Annotated in this window: 13 protein-coding genes and 1 riboswitch; of the genes, 9 read left to right on the plus strand and 4 right to left on the minus strand. The window is 74.4% G+C overall.

Translation table 11 applies throughout. The features are described from left to right. Positions 1-235: 235 nt before the first annotated feature. The gene (locus tag ACL02U_RS19940) at positions 236-1,216 is read left to right on the plus strand and encodes a nucleoside hydrolase (protein ID WP_412792208.1); all 981 of its coding nucleotides are present in this window, start codon (positions 236-238) and stop codon (positions 1,214-1,216) included. A gap of 22 nt (positions 1,217-1,238) precedes the next feature. Here the strand turns inward: ACL02U_RS19940 and ACL02U_RS19945 are convergent, their stop codons facing one another. Then, positions 1,239-2,333 (minus strand): HoxN/HupN/NixA family nickel/cobalt transporter, encoded by a 1,095-nt coding sequence (locus tag ACL02U_RS19945; protein WP_412792209.1) that lies wholly within the window; start codon positions 2,331-2,333, stop codon positions 1,239-1,241. A 27-nt stretch (positions 2,334-2,360) separates the two neighbouring features. After that, a riboswitch (cobalamin riboswitch) is annotated at positions 2,361-2,560 on the minus strand. A 295-nt stretch (positions 2,561-2,855) separates the two neighbouring features. Here ACL02U_RS19945 and ACL02U_RS19950 point away from each other — a divergent pair. The 4 genes from ACL02U_RS19950 (at position 2,856) to ACL02U_RS19965 (ending at position 8,365) form a co-directional block, all read left to right on the plus strand. Continuing rightward, the gene (locus ACL02U_RS19950) at positions 2,856-3,548 is read left to right on the plus strand and encodes a DUF6445 family protein (protein ID WP_412792210.1); all 693 of its coding nucleotides are present in this window, start codon (positions 2,856-2,858) and stop codon (positions 3,546-3,548) included. A 411-nt stretch (positions 3,549-3,959) separates the two neighbouring features. Then, positions 3,960-4,823 carry a GAF domain-containing protein gene (locus ACL02U_RS19955; RefSeq protein WP_412792211.1) on the plus strand — a complete coding sequence of 288 codons (864 nt, stop codon included), beginning with the start codon at positions 3,960-3,962 and terminating at the stop codon, positions 4,821-4,823. Positions 4,824-5,218: 395 nt separating this feature from the next. Continuing rightward, positions 5,219-7,120 carry an alkyl/aryl-sulfatase gene (locus ACL02U_RS19960; RefSeq protein WP_412792212.1) on the plus strand — a complete coding sequence of 634 codons (1,902 nt, stop codon included), beginning with the start codon at positions 5,219-5,221 and terminating at the stop codon, positions 7,118-7,120. 30 nt (positions 7,121-7,150) lie between these two features. Beyond that, the gene (locus ACL02U_RS19965; protein WP_412792213.1) at positions 7,151-8,365 is read left to right on the plus strand and encodes a cation:proton antiporter; all 1,215 of its coding nucleotides are present in this window, start codon (positions 7,151-7,153) and stop codon (positions 8,363-8,365) included. Between the two features lie 123 nt (positions 8,366-8,488). Here ACL02U_RS19965 and ACL02U_RS19970 read toward each other — a convergent pair whose 3' ends face one another. The 3 genes from ACL02U_RS19970 to ACL02U_RS19980 all read right to left on the minus strand — a co-directional run bounded on the left by ACL02U_RS19970 (position 8,489) and on the right by ACL02U_RS19980 (position 10,506). Continuing rightward, positions 8,489-9,166, minus strand: coding sequence for a GAP family protein (locus tag ACL02U_RS19970; RefSeq protein ID WP_412792214.1), 678 nt, complete (start codon positions 9,164-9,166; stop codon positions 8,489-8,491). Positions 9,167-9,176: 10 nt separating this feature from the next. Beyond that, positions 9,177-9,662 carry a DUF1269 domain-containing protein gene (locus ACL02U_RS19975; RefSeq protein WP_412792215.1) on the minus strand — a complete coding sequence of 162 codons (486 nt, stop codon included), beginning with the start codon at positions 9,660-9,662 and terminating at the stop codon, positions 9,177-9,179. Between the two features lie 319 nt (positions 9,663-9,981). Then, positions 9,982-10,506 carry an FxLYD domain-containing protein gene (locus tag ACL02U_RS19980; RefSeq protein WP_412792216.1) on the minus strand — a complete coding sequence of 175 codons (525 nt, stop codon included), beginning with the start codon at positions 10,504-10,506 and terminating at the stop codon, positions 9,982-9,984. A gap of 408 nt (positions 10,507-10,914) precedes the next feature. Between ACL02U_RS19980 and ACL02U_RS19985 the strand changes: the two genes are divergently transcribed. The 4 genes from ACL02U_RS19985 to ACL02U_RS20000 all read left to right on the plus strand — a co-directional run bounded on the left by ACL02U_RS19985 (position 10,915) and on the right by ACL02U_RS20000 (position 15,746). Beyond that, positions 10,915-11,361: a hypothetical protein gene (locus ACL02U_RS19985; protein WP_412792217.1), complete on the plus strand. Its 447-nt coding sequence runs from the start codon at positions 10,915-10,917 to the stop codon at positions 11,359-11,361. A gap of 790 nt (positions 11,362-12,151) precedes the next feature. Further along, positions 12,152-13,753, plus strand: a complete 1,602-nt coding sequence (locus ACL02U_RS19990) for a peptide chain release factor 3 (RefSeq protein WP_412792218.1) — start codon at positions 12,152-12,154, stop codon at positions 13,751-13,753. Positions 13,754-14,272: 519 nt separating this feature from the next. After that, a complete protein-coding gene (locus ACL02U_RS19995; protein WP_412792219.1) occupies positions 14,273-15,025 on the plus strand; it encodes a hypothetical protein in 753 nt (250 codons plus the stop codon). Positions 15,026-15,173: 148 nt separating this feature from the next. After that, on the plus strand, positions 15,174-15,746 hold the full coding sequence (locus ACL02U_RS20000; RefSeq protein WP_412792220.1) for a dihydrofolate reductase family protein: 573 nt from the start codon (positions 15,174-15,176) through the stop codon (positions 15,744-15,746). Positions 15,747-16,071: the final 325 nt, after the last annotated feature.

Genomic DNA, 16,071 nt, shown 5'->3' on the forward strand with positions numbered 1-16,071 from the left:
CAGTGTTCCGGGTGCGTCCTTCCAGGTCAGCAGCGTGATCGACGGCGCGCCAGTGTGCCGGTCCGTCCGGGTGAGCGGCGCCGGCCCGGAGGGTGCGGCCGCCGTCCGGTCCGGACGGTCGTGTGGGTGCGGCTTCGGGCGCGTGGTGGGCCGCGGGCCGCCCGCCCGTCGTGGGCCGTGCCGAGACGCGGGTACCGGGTCGGGCATACGGTCGGTGCGACGGAAGGAGTCCGCCGTGACCCGCGCGAGCAGCCCCCGGCAGCCGATCCCCGTGATCCTGGACTGCGACACCGGCGTCGATGACGCGCTCGCCCTGCTGTTCGCGCTGCGGCACCCGGGTGTCGACCTGCGCGCGGTGACCTGCGTGGCCGGCAACACCGACGTGGACGGCGTCGTCCGCAACACGCTGACGGTGCTGGAGCAGGCCGGCGCGCCCGACATCCCGGTCGCCCGGGGAGCCGAGCGGCCGCTGATCGAACCGGCCCGCTCCGCACGGCACGTGCACGGCCACGACGGCATGGGCGACCTGGAACTGCCCGACCCCACCCGGGCGCCCTGCGACGTGCCCGCGGTGGCCCTGCTGCGCCGCGAGATCCTCGCCTCGCCCCGACCGGTGACGCTGGTCCCGACGGCTCCGCTCACCAACATCGCCCTGCTGCTGCGCACCCATCCGGAAGTGGTCGGCAACATCGGCCGGATCGTGTTCATGGGCGGCGCGGTGGCCGCCGGGAACGCCACCCCGGTCGCCGAGTTCAACGTCTGGCACGACCCGGAGGCGGCGGCGATCCTGCTCACCGCCGGGGTGCCGATCACGATGTACGGACTGGACGTGTTCCAGCGCGTCGTCGTCCCCGGCGCGCAGGTGCGGCGTCTGCGGTCCGCCGCGGACCCCGCCGCCCGCCTGGCCGGTCGGCTCCTCGCGCACCGGCCGGCCGCACCCGAGGGCCACCGGGACCCGGAGGCCGGCGGGCTCGGCGACGCGGGTGCGGTCTGCGCCGTCGCCGACCCCGCCGGGCTGACCACCCGCCCGCTTCCGGTGGAGGTCTGCCTGGCCCCCGGCCCGGCCCGCGGGCAGACGGTCGTCGACCTGCGCGCACGCCCGGGGGAGTCGGAGGTCCACGGGGCGGGCGACGCCGCACCGCGGCCGGTGGACGTCGCCCTGGACGTGGACGTGGAGCGCTACGTCGCGCTGTACCTCGCCGCGGTCGGCGGCTGAGGCCCCGCCGGGGCGGCGGCCGTCAGTCGGGGTCCGCGGTGCGTACCGCCCACCGCTGCTCCACCCGCGCCAGCCGCCAGTACCCGAGAGCGACGGCCCACACGGTGACGAACAGGCCGACGACGAGGTAGCCGACGCGGTCCAGGTCCACCCCGGCTATCCAGCCGGTGACCCCGTCGCTCAGGTGGAACCGGTCGTGCAGGACGCCGACGAGTTCGATGCTGCCGATGAGGAGGGCGACCGCGATGGACAGACCGGTGATGGTGAGGTTGTAGAACACCTTGCGGACCGGGTGGGAGAACGCCCAGTGGTAGGCGACGTTCATGAACGTGCCGTCCAGGGTGTCGAACAGGCTCATCCCGGCGGCGAACAGCAGCGGCAGGCACAGCACGGCGTACCAGGGCAGTCCGGCGGCCGCGCCGGAGCCGGCCATCACCATCAGCGTCACCTCGGTGGCGGTGTCGAAGCCCAGGCCGAAGAGGAAGCCGAGCGGGAACATCTGTCCGGGCCGGGAGATCGAGCGGGTGAGCCCGCCGAGGATCCGGTTCATGAAACCGCGTGACTGCAGGTGCCGTTCCAGTTCCGCTTCGTCGTAGGTGCCCCTCCGCATGGCCCGGAACACGCGCAGGATCCCGGCCAGTGCGACGAGGTTCAGGGCGGCGATGAGGTAGAGGAACAGCCCGGAGACCGTCGTGCCCAGGAAGCCGAGCACCTGGTGGGTGCGGGAGCCCTCACTGGTGACGCGGCCGGCGAGCCGGGTGCCTCCGGCGATCAGCAGGGCGAGGACCACGACCACGCCCGAGTGGCCCAGGGCGAACCAGAAGCCCACCGACACCGGCCGTCTGCCGTCGGCCATCAGCTTGCGGGTGGTGTTGTCGATGGCGGCGATGTGGTCGGCGTCGAAGGCGTGCCGCATGCCGAGGGTGTAGGCGGTGACGCCGAGGCCGACTCCGAAGGCCCGGGAGCCGACCTCGTAGTGCCGGGGGACGACGAGGAGGAGCAGCACCCCGAAGGCGACGACGTGCAGGGCGGCGATCACGGCCATCAGCCCCGCCGTTCTGAGGACGTCCTCGCGCCGTCGGCGGAAGGCGGGCAGGCAGGGGTCGGGCAGGGTCATCCGGTCACGCTCCAGCACCTCGTGGATCAGTTCGTGAGATGCCGCGGCCGGTCTCCTGGCTGACGGGTCGAACGTTCGCGCCCCGCCTTCCCGGCCGCCTTCCGGCAGCCAGTGGCCGTCCCGCCCGCGTGCGCGCGGGACGTGGAGCGTGTACTCCCCGATCACAGTGGCGAGGGCCGCGCCGGACTGACACCGGCTTCCCGAACACCACGGCCTGCTCACGGTAGGCGTCCGCGGCGCCGGCTGCCCAGCCGCCCGGGCCGGGGGTCGGGAAGATCACATCGGTCCGGCAGGGGTTTTCCCCGGAGGGCGCCCGCTCTCCCGCCGCGCACGGCAGCGGTGGCGGCCGGGGCACCGGTCCGTGCGCACGCCCGTGCGCTGCGGGGAGTGGACGCCTCCGGGACGCCGAGGCCCAACACCGCTCCCCCCGAACGCCCTTGGCGAACAGTTGACCGTTTCACGACTGATTCCGAACGGATCGCTGGGCGAGTCGATACATCCCGCCGCCCTAGATTCGGCCGCATGTCCCCACGTCCCCCCCACCCCCCGCGGGTGCCCGCCGCCCTCCCCGTCCTTCCGTACCGCAAGCCGACCCCCGGCCGCGACTACTGGGTGCTGGACGACGTCCTGCCCGATGCGGACGCCGTCCGCGAGCGCTGCCTGGCCAGGGACGACTGGGCGCAGGGCTACCCGTACACCTCCGAGACCTGGCCGGGGCTGCGGACCATGCCCGGACTGGAACCCGGCGAACTCGGCCGGGTGGAAAGGCTGGTGCGCCGGGCGACCGGCGCCGAGCGCCTCTGGGTGCAGCAGGCGCCCGGCGGCGGCACGCTCAACCACAACTGCGTCCAGGTCGTCGGCGCGGGCGAGAGCGAGCCGCGCCCGCACACCGACTCGCGGGCACTGTGCCGCTACGCGGCCGTCCTCTACCTCAACCCGGACGTGCCCCGGGACTGCGGCACGAGCTTCTACCGCCAGTCCCTCCCGGGCGGCCGCCTCGGCGGCAACGTCGTCCGGGCCCCGCACACCAACCTCGTCGAGGCCCTCGGCACCCGCTTCGTGGCACCCGACGCCTTCGAGGAGGACGTACGCGTCCCCCACGCGCACAACAGGCTGCTCCTCTACCACGCCAACCTCGTGCACAGCGCGACCGGTTACCACGGCACGACGCTGGCGGACAAGCGCATGACGGCGGTGTTCTTCTGGATGGCGTGACCGCGGGACGCGGCCCGGGCGGCACACTCCCGCCCGGTCCGCCCGGTCCGCCCGGTCCGCCCGGTCCGCCCGGTCCGCCCGGTCCGCCCGCCCGGTCCGTCCGCCCGGTCCCGGTCGGTCCGTCCGCCCGGTCCGTCCGCCCGGTCCCGGTCGGTCCGTCCGCCCGGTCCGTCCGCCCGGTCCCGGTCGGTCCGTCCTCCCGGTTCGCCCGCCCGCCCGGTTCGCCCGCCCGCCCGGTCGGTCCGTCCGGTCGGCTCGTCGGGTGACGGCACGGGTGCCGCAGAGCGGTGCATCGGCTGCCACATGCGTCACCTGCGTTCCGTTCCGCGGGCGCCGCGGCGGGCTCGTACCGTTGGCGGCGGACGGGGCGACAGCCCCGCCGGGCCGACCCGCGAGGCGTACGCTTGCGCCATGAGCCCGGGGGAGAACCCCGCGAACACCGCCGCCGCGGCCCGGCAGCGCGCCGCCCGCGCCCGCGCGGCGGCGGGCCGCGCCCACCGTGCGGCGGACGTCCAGGACCGAGCCGCCGCCGCGACCGGACGCGACGTCCACCGCCGTCTCGCCGCCGGCTACCGCAGGGTCGCCCTCGTGCAGAACTCCGCCGCAGAGCTCCACGAGGCCTACGCCCGCCGTATGACGGCCTGGTCGCGGCGGAAGGATCCCCGGCCCGAGTTCATGAGCGGGGTCGCCGACGCGTGCGGTTCCCGGGGCGCCTGCATGACGCTGGTGTCGCGGGGCGGGGGCCAGCTCGCGGTGGCCGCGTCCGACGGGGCCGCCCGCGAGGCGCAGGAACTGGAGTTCATGCTGGACGAGGGCCCGGCGCGGGACGCGGTCGGCTGGCACGCCCCGGTGCTGATGTCCGGCCCGCCGGCGATCGAGCACCGCTGGCCGGGCTACGGCCCGGAACTGGCCGCGCTCGGATTCACCGGCGTGGCGGCGGTGCCCCTGGAGGCGGCCGACCTGTGCGTCGGCGCGCTGACGCTGTACGACCCCGACCTGAGCGCCCCCGCGTTCTCCGGGTCGGCCTGGGTGGCCGAGGCACTGACGCACACCGTGCTGCTCGGGCCCGACGCGGAACCCGAGCTGTACGGCGACGCCGACCACCGCCACCTGGTCTACGAGGCTGCCGTCGCACACGCCGAGCGGGCCGGGCTGGCGGCCGCGGACGCGCTCGACCTGATCAAGGCCGTGGCCTTCGCCGAGGGCCGGTCCACGGAGTCCGTCGCCCGCCGCGTCCTGGCCCACGACGGCGAGCTGCCCGGCAGAACCGGCTGACGACCGCCCCGGCGGCCGGGTGATCCCACCGGCGCGGCGGTCGCCCGCAGTCGCTCCGACGGCGGTCGCCCGCGGTCCTTCCGGCGGCGGTCGTCCGCGCTCCCCCGCGGTCGTTCCGGCCGTCGTCCTGCCGTTCTGCCGTTCTGCCGTTCCACGGCCGTGGCGGGTCTGCCGTTTCGCGGCCGTGGCGGTGCCGTGCTGCCGGCCTGTGGCCGTTCCGGGCCGCCGGGCCGCCGGCCTGTCGGCCGTCCGGCGGAGGGCGGCCGGACCCTCCGGGCCGCGGGTCGCCCGAGTGGCGGACATCCGCTCGCCGGGGGGCGTGCGCCCCGGAGAGGGTGGCACTGGCCGGTCCGCACCTGACCGGCCGTCTGCCGTCGCCTGCCAGGGAGTACGAGATGTCCGAGCACACCGAGGCCAGGCCCGCGCAGCCGGCCGTCGTGCGGGCCAACGAGGCCGTACTGCGGCGCTTCCCCTTCGACGACACCCAGGACGTCCAGGACGCGCGGCGCGGCTTCATGGGCACCGCCGAGAAGAGCGTGATCCGCGACGCCGAGGGACTCACCGTGTGGGACCTCGACGCCTACGGGTTCCTCGACCAGGACTGCCCGGACACCGCCAACCCGAGCCTGTGGCGGCAGAGCCGGCTCTGCTCCGACCACGGCCTGTTCGAGGTGACCGAGGGCATCTACCAGGTGCGCGGCTTCGACCTGTCGAACATGACGCTCGTGGAAGGCCGGCGGGGCATCCTCGTCGTCGACCCGCTGCTCTGCGCGGAGACCGCCGCAGCCGGCCTCGCGCTGTACCGCTCCCACCGCGGCGACCGGCCCGTCACCGGCGTGCTGTACACGCACAGCCACGCCGACCACTTCGGCGGTGTCCGCGGCGTCGTCACCGAGGCGGACGTCGCGGCCGGGGTGCCGATCCTCGCCCCGCACGGCTTCCTGGAGCACGCGGTCAGCGAGAACGTCTACGCCGGCACCGCGATGAACCGCCGCGCCGCCTACATGTACGGCGCCGCCCTGCCGAAGGGCGCACGCGGGCAGATCGGCGCGGGTCTCGGGCAGACCGTCTCCACGGGAGCGGTCGGCCTGCTACCGCCGACGGTCGACATCACCCGCACCGGGCAGACCGAGACGGTCGACGGCATCCGCATGGTCTTCCAGCTCACCCCGGGCACCGAGGCCCCGGCCGAACTGAACATCCACTTCCCCGACCACGCCGCGCTGTGCATGGCCGAGAACGCCACCCACAACCTGCACAACCTGCTGACCCTGCGCGGCGCCCAGGTCCGCGACCCGCGCGTGTGGGCGCAGTACCTCACCGAGGCCATCGGGCTGTTCACCGCCTCCTCGGACGTGGCCTTCGCCTCGCACCACTGGCCCGTGTGGGGCCGCGAGCGCGTCACCCGGTTCCTGTCCGAGCAGCGCGACCTGTACGCCTACCTGCACGACCAGACGCTGCGCATGCTCAACCAGGGCCTGACCCCGCGGGAGATCGCCGAGCGGATCGAGATGCCCCCGGCGCTGGAGCGGGCCTGGCACACGCACGGCTACTACGGCTCCGTCAGCCACAACACCAAGGCCGTGTACCAGCGCTACCTGGGCTGGTTCGACGGCAACCCGGCCCACCTGTGGGAGCACCCGCCGGTGGAGGCCGCCCGGCGGTACGTGGAGTTCATGGGCGGCGCCGGGGAGGTGCTGCGCCGGGCCAGGCAGTCCTTCACCGACGGCGACTACCGCTGGGTGGCCCAGGTCGTCGACCACGTCGTGTTCGCCGACCCGGACAACGCCGAGGCCCGCGCGCTCCAGGCCGACGCCCTGGAACAACTCGGCTACGGCAGCGAGAACGGCACCTGGCGCAACTTCTTCCTGATGGGTGCCCTGGAACTGCGGCACGGCTCGGTTGGCACCCCCACCTCCACGGTCGCGCCCGACCTGCTGGCCGCGCTGAGTCTCGGCCAGTTGCTCGACGCGCTGGCGATCCGGGTGGACGGGCCGCGCAGCTGGGACGCGGACATCGCGGTGCGGTGGAACCTCACCGACGGCGCGCCGGTGACGATGCGGCTGTGCAACGGCGTCCTCACCCACGTCACGGGCGACCACGCGGCCGCCCCCGAGCCGGACGTCGAGGTCCGTCTCGCCGAGGCGGAACTGCGGGGCGTGCTGCTCGGCGTGACCGCCCCGGCCGACCTGGCGTCCCGGCCCGGCGTCGAGATCAGCGGGGACGCGGGCAGACTGACCGAGCTGTTCGGCCACCTCGGTGAGCCGGACCCGGACTTCGCCGTCGTCACGCCGTGACCGCACCGCACGGCCCGAGGTGAGCGGCCCATGGCGCATCCGGGCACCCTCGTCCTGATCATGGCGGCGGCCGTGCTGGCCCCGCTGCTCGCCGAAATGACCGCGCGCCGCGTCCGGGTGCCCCTGGTCATCTTCGAGATCGCCCTCGGAATCGTCATCGGCCCGGACGCCCTCGGCCTGACCCACGCCGACCGGGTCGTCGACGCCCTGGCCGACCTCGGGCTGGCCATGCTGATCTTCCTCGCCGGCTACGAGATCGACTTCGGGTCGGTGCGGGGCGGGACCCTGCGCCGCTCGCTGGGCGCCTGGCTGGTCTCGCTGACCGTGGGCATCGCGCTGGGTTTCCTGCTCGGCGGCGGCGAGACCTACCGGGCCTTCGTCATCGGCACCGCCCTGACCAGCACCGCCCTCGGCACCGTGCTGCCGATCCTGCGCGACGAAGGGCGGCTGAGGGGTCCGTTCGGCACCGTGATGTCGGCGTTCGGCGCGGTGGGCGAGTTCGGACCGGTGGTCGCCGTGGCGCTGCTGCTCAGCGGGCGCAAGCCCGCCGCGTCGGCGTTCCTTCTGATCACCTTCGCGGTGATCACCACCCTGGCGGTGCTGTGGGCGCTGCGCCCCCGGCCGGCCTGGTTCTCCCGGATGGTGGAGAAGACCCTGCACAGCAGCGGGCAGTTCGCGGTCCGCTTCGTCATGTTCCTGCTGGCGGGCATGCTGGCCCTGTCCCAGGCGTTCGGCCTCGACATCCTCCTCGGGGCCTTCGCCGCGGGCGTCCTCACCCGCCTGGTGCTGCACGGCGCCTCACCCGCCCACAGCGCCGAGGTCGTCGGGAAGGTGGAGGCGCTGGGCTTCGGCTTCCTGGTGCCGCTGTTCTACGTGGTCACCGGTATCGAGTTCGACCTGGACGCGCTGGTGCACGACATGCGGGCGCTGGCCTCGGTGCCGCTGTTCCTGCTGCTGTTCCTCGTCGTGCGCGGAGGTCCGGTCTACCTCTTCGCCCCGCCCGACCTGAGCCGTTCCGGCCGGGCCGCGCTGACCCTGCTGACCTCGACGTGCCTGCCGCTCGTCGCGGCGATCACGACCATCGGCGTGGACCAGAAGATCATCGGCACCGACCAGGCGTCCGCCCTGGTGGGAGCCGCGATGCTCTCCGTCCTGATCCTGCCGCCGCCCGCGATGCGGTTGCTCGGAGGCCGGCCCCTGCGCGAGCCGCCGTCCCTGGCCTCGGCGGAGACCGAGGCGTGGTGACGGGCGGCCCGGGTCCCGCACCGCGCGGTCGCGCAGGGCCGTCGGCCACGCTGTGAGGCCGTCGGCCGCGCCGTCAGGCAGCCGCAGTCAGGTCGTCAGCCGCAGTCAGGTCGTCAGCCGTAGTCAGGTCGTCAGGCCGCTCACCGCGTCGCCGACGTACTTGGCGCCCAGCAGGAGCAGCAGCGTGGTCATGATGGCGGCGTCGTGGGCCGCCATCCACTCCTTCCAGCCGTTCAGCGTGGGCGCCGACCTGTCCCCGCCCAGCAGGTAGACGGAGAGCGGCAGGAGCGTGCACAGGGAGGCGATCAGCACCATCAGGACGACCGCCACCGCGCGGCCGCCGGCCGAGGCGTTCGCCCCGGCGATGGAGACGGCACCGCCGACGGCCAGGACCAGGTTCTTGGGGTTGACCACCGCGAGAGCCGCGGCCAGTCCGGCCGCCCTGCCCGGTGTGAAGGCGTCGACGGTCCGCATCCAGCCCGGGGTGCCGCCGCCCTCGCCCGTGTCGCCCCGGTCGCGCCACTCCCGGGCTCCCATCAGCAGGAACAGCACGCCGAGCGCCAGTTTGAGCCAGAGGGTCCAGCGGGCGTGCCCGTCGCCGCCGGAGGCGTCCGCGCCGGAGCCGATCAGCACCACCGCGGTGATGACGACGGACAGGGACACCACCCAGGCGACGGCGAAGACCGTGCCGTTGGTCCGCCCGCGCGGCGTCGCCAGCATCAGCACCATGGCGATCAGCGGTACGGGACTGATGGCGATGCCGAGCGCGGACGCCAGCATCTGCCCGACTGCGTCTCCCACGGCAGGCCCGTCACTCCGCGAAGACTTCGCGGAGCTTCGACTCCTGCTCGCCGTCCAGGTTGGACTGGATGAGCTGGGCGTGACCGCCGGGGAAGGCCTCCTTGACCCGCTCCACGACGGCGTCCCGGGAGAGCAGGAACAGCGCCGAGGTCCCGGGTGTGACCTCGGACTTGACCGAGTCGATGAAGTCGTCGTCGATGCCCACGTCGGCCATCTTGCCGCCGAGGGCGCCCGCAGCGGCCCCCACGGCGGCACCGAACAGCGGCATGAGGAAGATCAGGCCGAAGAGCATGCCCCAGAAGGTGCCGGACAGGGCGCCCGCGCCGGTCAGGTTGTGCAGCTGCTTGGTCTTCGGCTTGCTCGCCCCCTGCGGCCAGGTGGCGACCGCCGCGTCCAGTACCTGGATCAACTCCTGCTTCTGCAACTGGAGCAGGGTCTCCTCGGCTGCCTTCGCGCCCTCGGGCGAGTCGAACTTCCAGACGGTCAGGGTGGCCATGTGATCCTCCGGTGTCGTCCTGCGGTGCCGCGGCGTGCTGCCGCCGCTGCCGTGCTGCGTCTGCCGTGCCGCGTTGCCGTGTCGTCCCGTTGCCGTGAGGCGGCTCGGGTCGGGTCCGGTGAACGCGAGAGGAGCGTACTTCGCATATCCCCGCATACATGCGCAAATCGGATGATCGGCGTTCCGTTGTCCGTCCCGGTGCCCCGAACGGCCCAACCCGGCGCGGGGCCGCCCCGCCCGCCCACACCGTGCGCGCTGCGGGCGGGCGCCCGTGAGGGACATGCCGACACGCGACGGCGTCAGTACCGCACTGCCGTGGTCAGTAGCGCAGTGCCGTGCCGACTTCGGCCTTGACGGTGCCGGACAGCTTGTGCGTGCTGCGGGCCGTGGCGGTGCCGGACTCGCCCGCCGCCACGTCGGACACCGTCACGACGACCGTGTCCAGCCGGTTGCCGGAGTCGTCCCGGAAGTTCACCTGGACCAGGAACGACTGCTGGTCCTGGGTGGTGTTCCGGGCCGTCACCGTGACGGTGGTGCGCCCGTCGGAGTCGGTCCGCGGCTCGCCGAGCCGCACGTCGCCCTTTGCGTCGATGCCCCCTTTGAGTGACTCCAGGCGCCGCCCGGCCTCCGCGGTGGCCGAGGCCAGCGCGGAGGCGGCCCGCGAGGCGAGGGACGAGGCGGCCGCGGTCACCTCGGCACCCACGGACGACGCCGCGGAGGCCGCCTTGCTCCGGGCGCTCGACGCGGAGCCGCCGTCGTCGCCCGAGCAGGCGCTCGCGCCCACGGCGATCACCGCCACCAGCGCGGCCGCCGTCGCGCTCCGTGCCGTCACCCGTCCGCTCATGCCGTCTCCCTGATCGCTGGTGCTTCCCGGCTGGTCGTCCTCTCCGAGTGAAGTGCCGCCGAGCCGCGACCGCACCCCCGGGCGAGCGGTCGAAGCGGCCGGTTCACACCAACGGCCCTCGCCCGCCGCGCCGACCGGCACGCGGCGGGCGAGGGCCGTTCACCGGTCCTGCCGGCCTCACCCGCGCCGGCGAGGGCACTGCTCCGTACGAGCGCCGACCGCCCCGCCCGCCACCGTCCCCACCGACGGCCGCGGTCACCGCCGTCGTCCCCGCCGTCACCCGTTCGGCTCCGCGCCTGTGGCCGACCGCTCCGATCGGGCCGAGGGTCGAAGTAGCCGGACCGGCCCCGCGGCCACCGTCCGCGCGAACGAGACGACGAGACGACGAGACGACCCGACGGAGATCCGATGACCGCACAGCCCCACTCCGGTCCGCCCGCCGGCGGTTACGGAACGCCTCCCGCCCGCGGCAACAGTCCCTGGGCCACCGGGGGGACGATGTTCGCCGGTGTGCTGCTGCTGATCAACGGCTTCCTGGCCGTTCTGCAGGGAATCGCCGCGATCGCCAAGAACGACGTGTACACCCGCGTCGGCGACTACGTCTACAAGATCAACCTCACCGGCTGGGGCTGGATCCTGGTGGTGCTCGGCGCGGTCGCGGTCGTCGCCGGCCTGGGCATCCTGTCCGGCGCCGCCTGGGCCCGCGCGGTCGGCATCGGACTGGCCTCGCTGAGCCTGGTCGCCCAGTTCATGTTCCTGCCGTACGCACCGGTGTGGTCGATCATCATGATGGCCCTCAACGTGTTCGTCGTCTGGGCGCTGGCCGTGTACGAGCCCGAACCCGCGAGCCGGTGACGCGCGGGACGCCGGCGCGCCCTCCGCGCCGGCGTCCCGCCCTGCCCCGCCCCGGCGTGCGCCCCCACGCCCCGCGTCACCCCCCCCCGCCATGCGTCACCCCCGCCCCGCCTCACCCCCGCCACCGCACTCCGCCCCCGACCTCTGCGGCCCTGCCACCAGGTCGTACGGCCGTGCCCTCGAGGCCGCAGGCTCGGCGCCGGGCCGGGCGGTTCCTCCGCGCCGAGTCCGCGCCGAGTCCGCGCCGAGTCCGCGCCGAGTCCGCGCGGCGCCGCGTGTGGCCGCGCCGCGCTCGGCGCGCGGCCGGGCGGGTGGATCCCCGTCCGTGTCACCCGTACGTGCGGCCGCTGTGCGGGCCGCCTCCGCCCGCGGCGTCGATCCACTTGCGGACCCTCCCGCGCGGGAGGGTAGCTTGGGGGCCGGTCGGCAGGCCCGACCCGTACCGGAGGTGCCGGGCGTCCCCACCCGCCGCGCGCGAGCCGGCGGAACCGTCGGCGGACGACCGCGAGGCTCCGGCGCGCGCGGCGGACCGCCGCGGTGCCCGAGCGGACGGCGCGTACCCGCGCACGCCACGACCGATCCGGCGAGGGCCGTCACCACCCCCGTTCCGGGCGGCAGCAGGCCCGTAGGGCGGCGCGCTCGGGCGAGACGTACGACGACGAGGCACAAGAGGAACGGAACGGGTGGCACGGTTGCGCACGTACGGAGACGAAGCCGGGCCGCGGCCCGAGGCCATGCGGCCCGAGCCGCCGCGGCGCCGGCCGGTGGCGTACCGCGCGGAGGCGGCCCGATGACGCCCCCGGGCGGAGCGGCCGCCGCGCAGGCGGCCCGGCGGCGGACGTTCGCCGTGATCAGCCACCCGGACGCGGGCAAGTCCACCCTGACCGAGGCACTCGCCCTGCACGCGCAGGCGATCACCGAGGCGGGTGCGGTGCACGGCAAGGCCGGGCGGCGCGGGGTGGCCTCGGACTGGATGGAGATGGAGAAGGCGCGCGGTATCTCCGTCACCTCCGCGGTACTGCAGTTCGCCCACCGCGGGTGCGTGCTGAACCTGCTCGACACCCCGGGGCACGCCGACTTCTCCGAGGACACCTACCGGGTGCTGGCGGCGGTCGACTGCGCGGTCATGCTCATCGACGCGGCCAAGGGGCTGGAGGAGCAGACCCGCAAACTGTTCGACGTGTGCCGGCACCGCGGAATCCCGGTGATCACCTTCGTCAACAAGTGGGACCGGCCCGGTCGCGAGGCCCTGGAACTGCTCGACGAGATCGAGCGCGAGTTCCGCCTCAAGCCCACCCCGGTCACCTGGCCGGTCGGCGACGCGGGCCATCTGCGCGGGCTGATCGACGTACGGGAGCCCGGCCGGATGCTGCGCTACACCCGCACCCCGGGCGGCGCCCGGGAGGCGGTCGAGGAGCCGGTGCCGGCCGAGCGGGCGTCCGCCGACCACGGCGACGACTGGGTGCGGGCGACCGAGGAGCTGGAACTCCTCGGCGCCGACGGCGCGGTGCACGAGGAGGAGGCCTTCCTGGCGGGCCGCAGCACGCCGGTGTTCTTCGGCTCGGCGATCTCCAACGTCGGCGTGCGGCTGCTGCTCGACGCGGTCGTCGACCTCGCCCCCGCGCCCGCGGCCCGGGAACTGGAGGGCGGCGGGGTACGGCCGGTCGGTGCACCCTTCGCCGGGCTGGTGTTCAAGGTCCAGGCGAACATGGACCGCGCGCACCGGGACCGGATCGCGTTCCTGCGGGTCTGCTCCGGCGTCTTCGAACGCGGGATGACGGTCACCCGGGCCGCCTCCGGCAAGCCGTTCGCCACCAAGTACGCGCACAGCGTCTTCGGCCAGGACCGCTCCATGGTCGACACCGCCTACCCCGGGGACGTCGTCGGCCTGGTCAACGCGGGCGCGCTGCGGGTGGGCGACACCCTCTACGCGGAGAAGGCCGCGGTGTTCCCGCCGATGCCGACGTTCGCGCCGGAGCACTTCGCCGTCGTCCGCCCGGTCGACCTGTCCCGCTCCAAGCAGTTCCGGCGGGGCATCGCCCAGCTCGACGAGGAGGGCGTGGTCCAGGTCCTCGTCTCCGACCTGCGCGGGGACCAGGCGCCCGTGCTCGCCGCCGTGGGCCCCATGCAGTTCGACGTGGTCCGCACCCGCATGGCGGGGGAGTTCTCGGCCGCGGTGAAGCTGGAGGAGCTGCCCTACCACGTGGCCCGCGGCACCGACGCGGGCGGCGCGGAGGCGCTGAACCGGTCCCGCATCGTCAGGGGCGAGGCGCTCACCCGGGTCCGGGACAAGGCGTACCTCGCCCTCTTCCCGGACCGGTGGCAGGCCAACTCCTTCAAGCGGGAGTTCCCGGACGCCCGGCTCGACCACCTCGTCGCCGCCCACGACTGAGGCGTCCGCGGACGGCCCGCCACCGCGCCTCCCCTACCCGGCGGGGAACGCCCGGCGGGGAACGCCCGCCGGGGAACGCCCGGCGGGGAACGCCCGCCGGGGACTGCGGCACGGCGCCGGGACGGCACCGGACGGCACCGGACGGCACCGGACCGGCGGCGGGCGGCACCGGACCGGCGGCGGGCCGGCGTTCGCCTGCTCGCCGGCCGTGCGAATGTGAGGCAACTCTGCCGACATGGAAGGCTCTGCCGCTGTTCACCTGCCCGCCATCGGGCTTCACCGCCGGATGACTCTCGCGTTACGTTAGAGTTGAACGGCCGGGAGTCGCCGGAGTGCCGCCTCGGGCCACAGAGGCGGGACCGTGGGCGTGCCCGCACGGCGGCGCCCGACCGTGGACCAGGGCACGGACCCTTCCCCCGAGCATCCCGGTGCCGTGCGGCGCCGCGTTCCGCCGCGGCCGGGGGGACGGCCGCACCGGAACCGCCCACCGGTCCGACCCCCCGCGCGCAAGGAGCCCGCATGCTGCCCTCGACCTCGCCGCCGGACACCGGGAGCCTCCGGGACGCGCCGGACATCGGGTGCCTCCTCGCCGCCGCCCGCCGCCTCGCCGGAACGCTTCCGGCCGCACGTGCCAGGCTGGGCGTCGTACCCGGCCGGCACCGCGTCGACCGGGAGCGGGCCTGGACGCTGCGTACGCGGCTGGCCGAACACGGCGTGGACAGCGAGGAGTTGAGCGCCATACCGGAGGGCGGCGAGCCGGGAGGCCCGCCGCGCGGCAGGCCCGGCCCCGCCGTGGGCCTGCTGGTGCACGCGGGAGCGTCCCGGCCGGAGCCCGCCATGCGGGCGGCGGCGATGTGGCAGGTTCCGCTGCTGCTCGCGTCCCCGGACGGGCCGGCCGTCGGCCGCCCCGGCACCGCCGGGGAGCAGCGCCGGGACGTCATCGGCATCCATCTCGCGGACCGGTCCTTCGACATCGCCTTACGCGAGGTCCGCCTGCTCTCGCTGCGTGCGGACCCGGGCCGCGCCCGGCTCATCCTCGACAACGAGAAGATCACCACGCCCGGTGGCCGGCCGCTGCGCGTCAGGGTGACCGGGCAGGGCCTGCTGGAGGTGTGCGGCGACACGTTCGGGACCCGGCGCGTGCGCCGCCTGCGGCTCGAACGTGCCTGGGGAGCACACCGGCTGGACATGGACGGGACCTCGACCCGCGAGGTGCGCACCCCGCTGCGGCTGGGTGTCGAACCGGGCCGTCTGCATCTGCTGCACCCCTGAGCCCGTCCGCGCCGCTCCCGCCCGCCGGAGCCGCACGTCTGGGAACGTGTGTGCTCGGCGGGCCGTTCGAGGACCGATGAGTTTCCGGACGAGCACCGGTCTCACCACACGGAACATGTCGGCAGGCACGAGAGACCCAGGACCCAAGATGCGCACTGTGATCAGCACCGCCTTCATCTCGCTCGACGGTGTCGTGGAGGCTCCGGGCGGCGAGCCCGGCTACCGCAACTCCGGCTGGACCCTCAGCCACACGGAATTCCTCCCCGAGGCCTACGAGATCAAGGGCCGGGAGCAGCAGGAGGCCTCCGCGATGCTGCTGGGCCGGGTCAGCTACGAGGCGTTCGGCGCGGTGTGGCCGAGCATGGAGGAGTTCGCCGCGTACAACGCGATGCCGAAGTACGTCGTCTCCACCACGCTCACCGAGGACCGGCTGGTGCCGGACTGGGGCGGGACCACGATCCTGCGCTCCCTCGACGAGGTCGCCGCGCTGAAGGAGACCGAGGGCGGGCCGATCATCGTGCACGGCAGCGCCGCCCTGAACCGCAGCCTGTCGGACGCCGGTCTGATCGACCGCTACCACCTGCTCGTCTTCCCGCTCCTGCTGGGTGCCGGGAAGCGCCTGTTCAGCACGGCCGACAAGGATGCCGTCGAGCTCAGGCTGGTCGAGCACGAGGCGTACCCCAACGGCCTGCAGAAGAACGTCTTCGACGTGGTGCGCTGAGCAACGCGCCGGGCGCGCCGACGCGGCGGGCATGCAGGGCAGCTCTCCGGCCCTCAGGACTCCTGCGCGAGCTCCTGCCGCTCGGCGAACACCTCGACGGCGATCCGACAGGTCCCGAACGCGCGAGCGACTCCCGCGTACCCGCGCAGGTGGCCGGGTGGATGAGGAGGTCGACGAGCTAACGCTTGCGGAAGTACCCGTGGCCCCCGCCGCCGACCGGTCCGCGGGCGCGGGTGATGGTCTTGTGCTCGACGTAGCCGGTCAGGCCGACCTTGCCGTACTCGCGGCCGACGCCGCTGGCCATGTAGCCGCCGAACGGGCCGTC

Origin of the sequence: Streptomyces sp. MS06, from assembly GCF_047200655.1 — a bacterium.
Taxonomy (GTDB): Bacteria; Actinomycetota; Actinomycetes; order Streptomycetales; family Streptomycetaceae; genus Streptomyces.

What these genes read in the sequence shown, in the direction of transcription:
- ACL02U_RS19950 (WP_412792210.1), top strand. Translation starts at nt 2,856, where the DNA reads ATGTCCCCACGTCCCCCCCACCCCCCGCGGGTGCCCGCCGCCCTCCCC.
- ACL02U_RS20000 (WP_412792220.1), top strand. Translation starts at nt 15,174, where the DNA reads ATGCGCACTGTGATCAGCACCGCCTTCATCTCGCTCGACGGTGTCGTG.
- ACL02U_RS19985 (WP_412792217.1), top strand. Translation starts at nt 10,915, where the DNA reads ATGACCGCACAGCCCCACTCCGGTCCGCCCGCCGGCGGTTACGGAACG.
- ACL02U_RS19945 (WP_412792209.1), bottom strand. Translation starts at nt 2,333, where the DNA reads ATGACCCTGCCCGACCCCTGCCTGCCCGCCTTCCGCCGACGGCGCGAG.
- ACL02U_RS19955 (WP_412792211.1), top strand. Translation starts at nt 3,960, where the DNA reads ATGAGCCCGGGGGAGAACCCCGCGAACACCGCCGCCGCGGCCCGGCAG.
- ACL02U_RS19960 (WP_412792212.1), top strand. Translation starts at nt 5,219, where the DNA reads ATGTCCGAGCACACCGAGGCCAGGCCCGCGCAGCCGGCCGTCGTGCGG.
- ACL02U_RS19990 (WP_412792218.1), top strand. Translation starts at nt 12,152, where the DNA reads ATGACGCCCCCGGGCGGAGCGGCCGCCGCGCAGGCGGCCCGGCGGCGG.
- ACL02U_RS19980 (WP_412792216.1), bottom strand. Translation starts at nt 10,506, where the DNA reads ATGAGCGGACGGGTGACGGCACGGAGCGCGACGGCGGCCGCGCTGGTG.
- ACL02U_RS19965 (WP_412792213.1), top strand. Translation starts at nt 7,151, where the DNA reads ATGGCGCATCCGGGCACCCTCGTCCTGATCATGGCGGCGGCCGTGCTG.
- ACL02U_RS19975 (WP_412792215.1), bottom strand. Translation starts at nt 9,662, where the DNA reads ATGGCCACCCTGACCGTCTGGAAGTTCGACTCGCCCGAGGGCGCGAAG.
- ACL02U_RS19995 (WP_412792219.1), top strand. Translation starts at nt 14,273, where the DNA reads ATGCTGCCCTCGACCTCGCCGCCGGACACCGGGAGCCTCCGGGACGCG.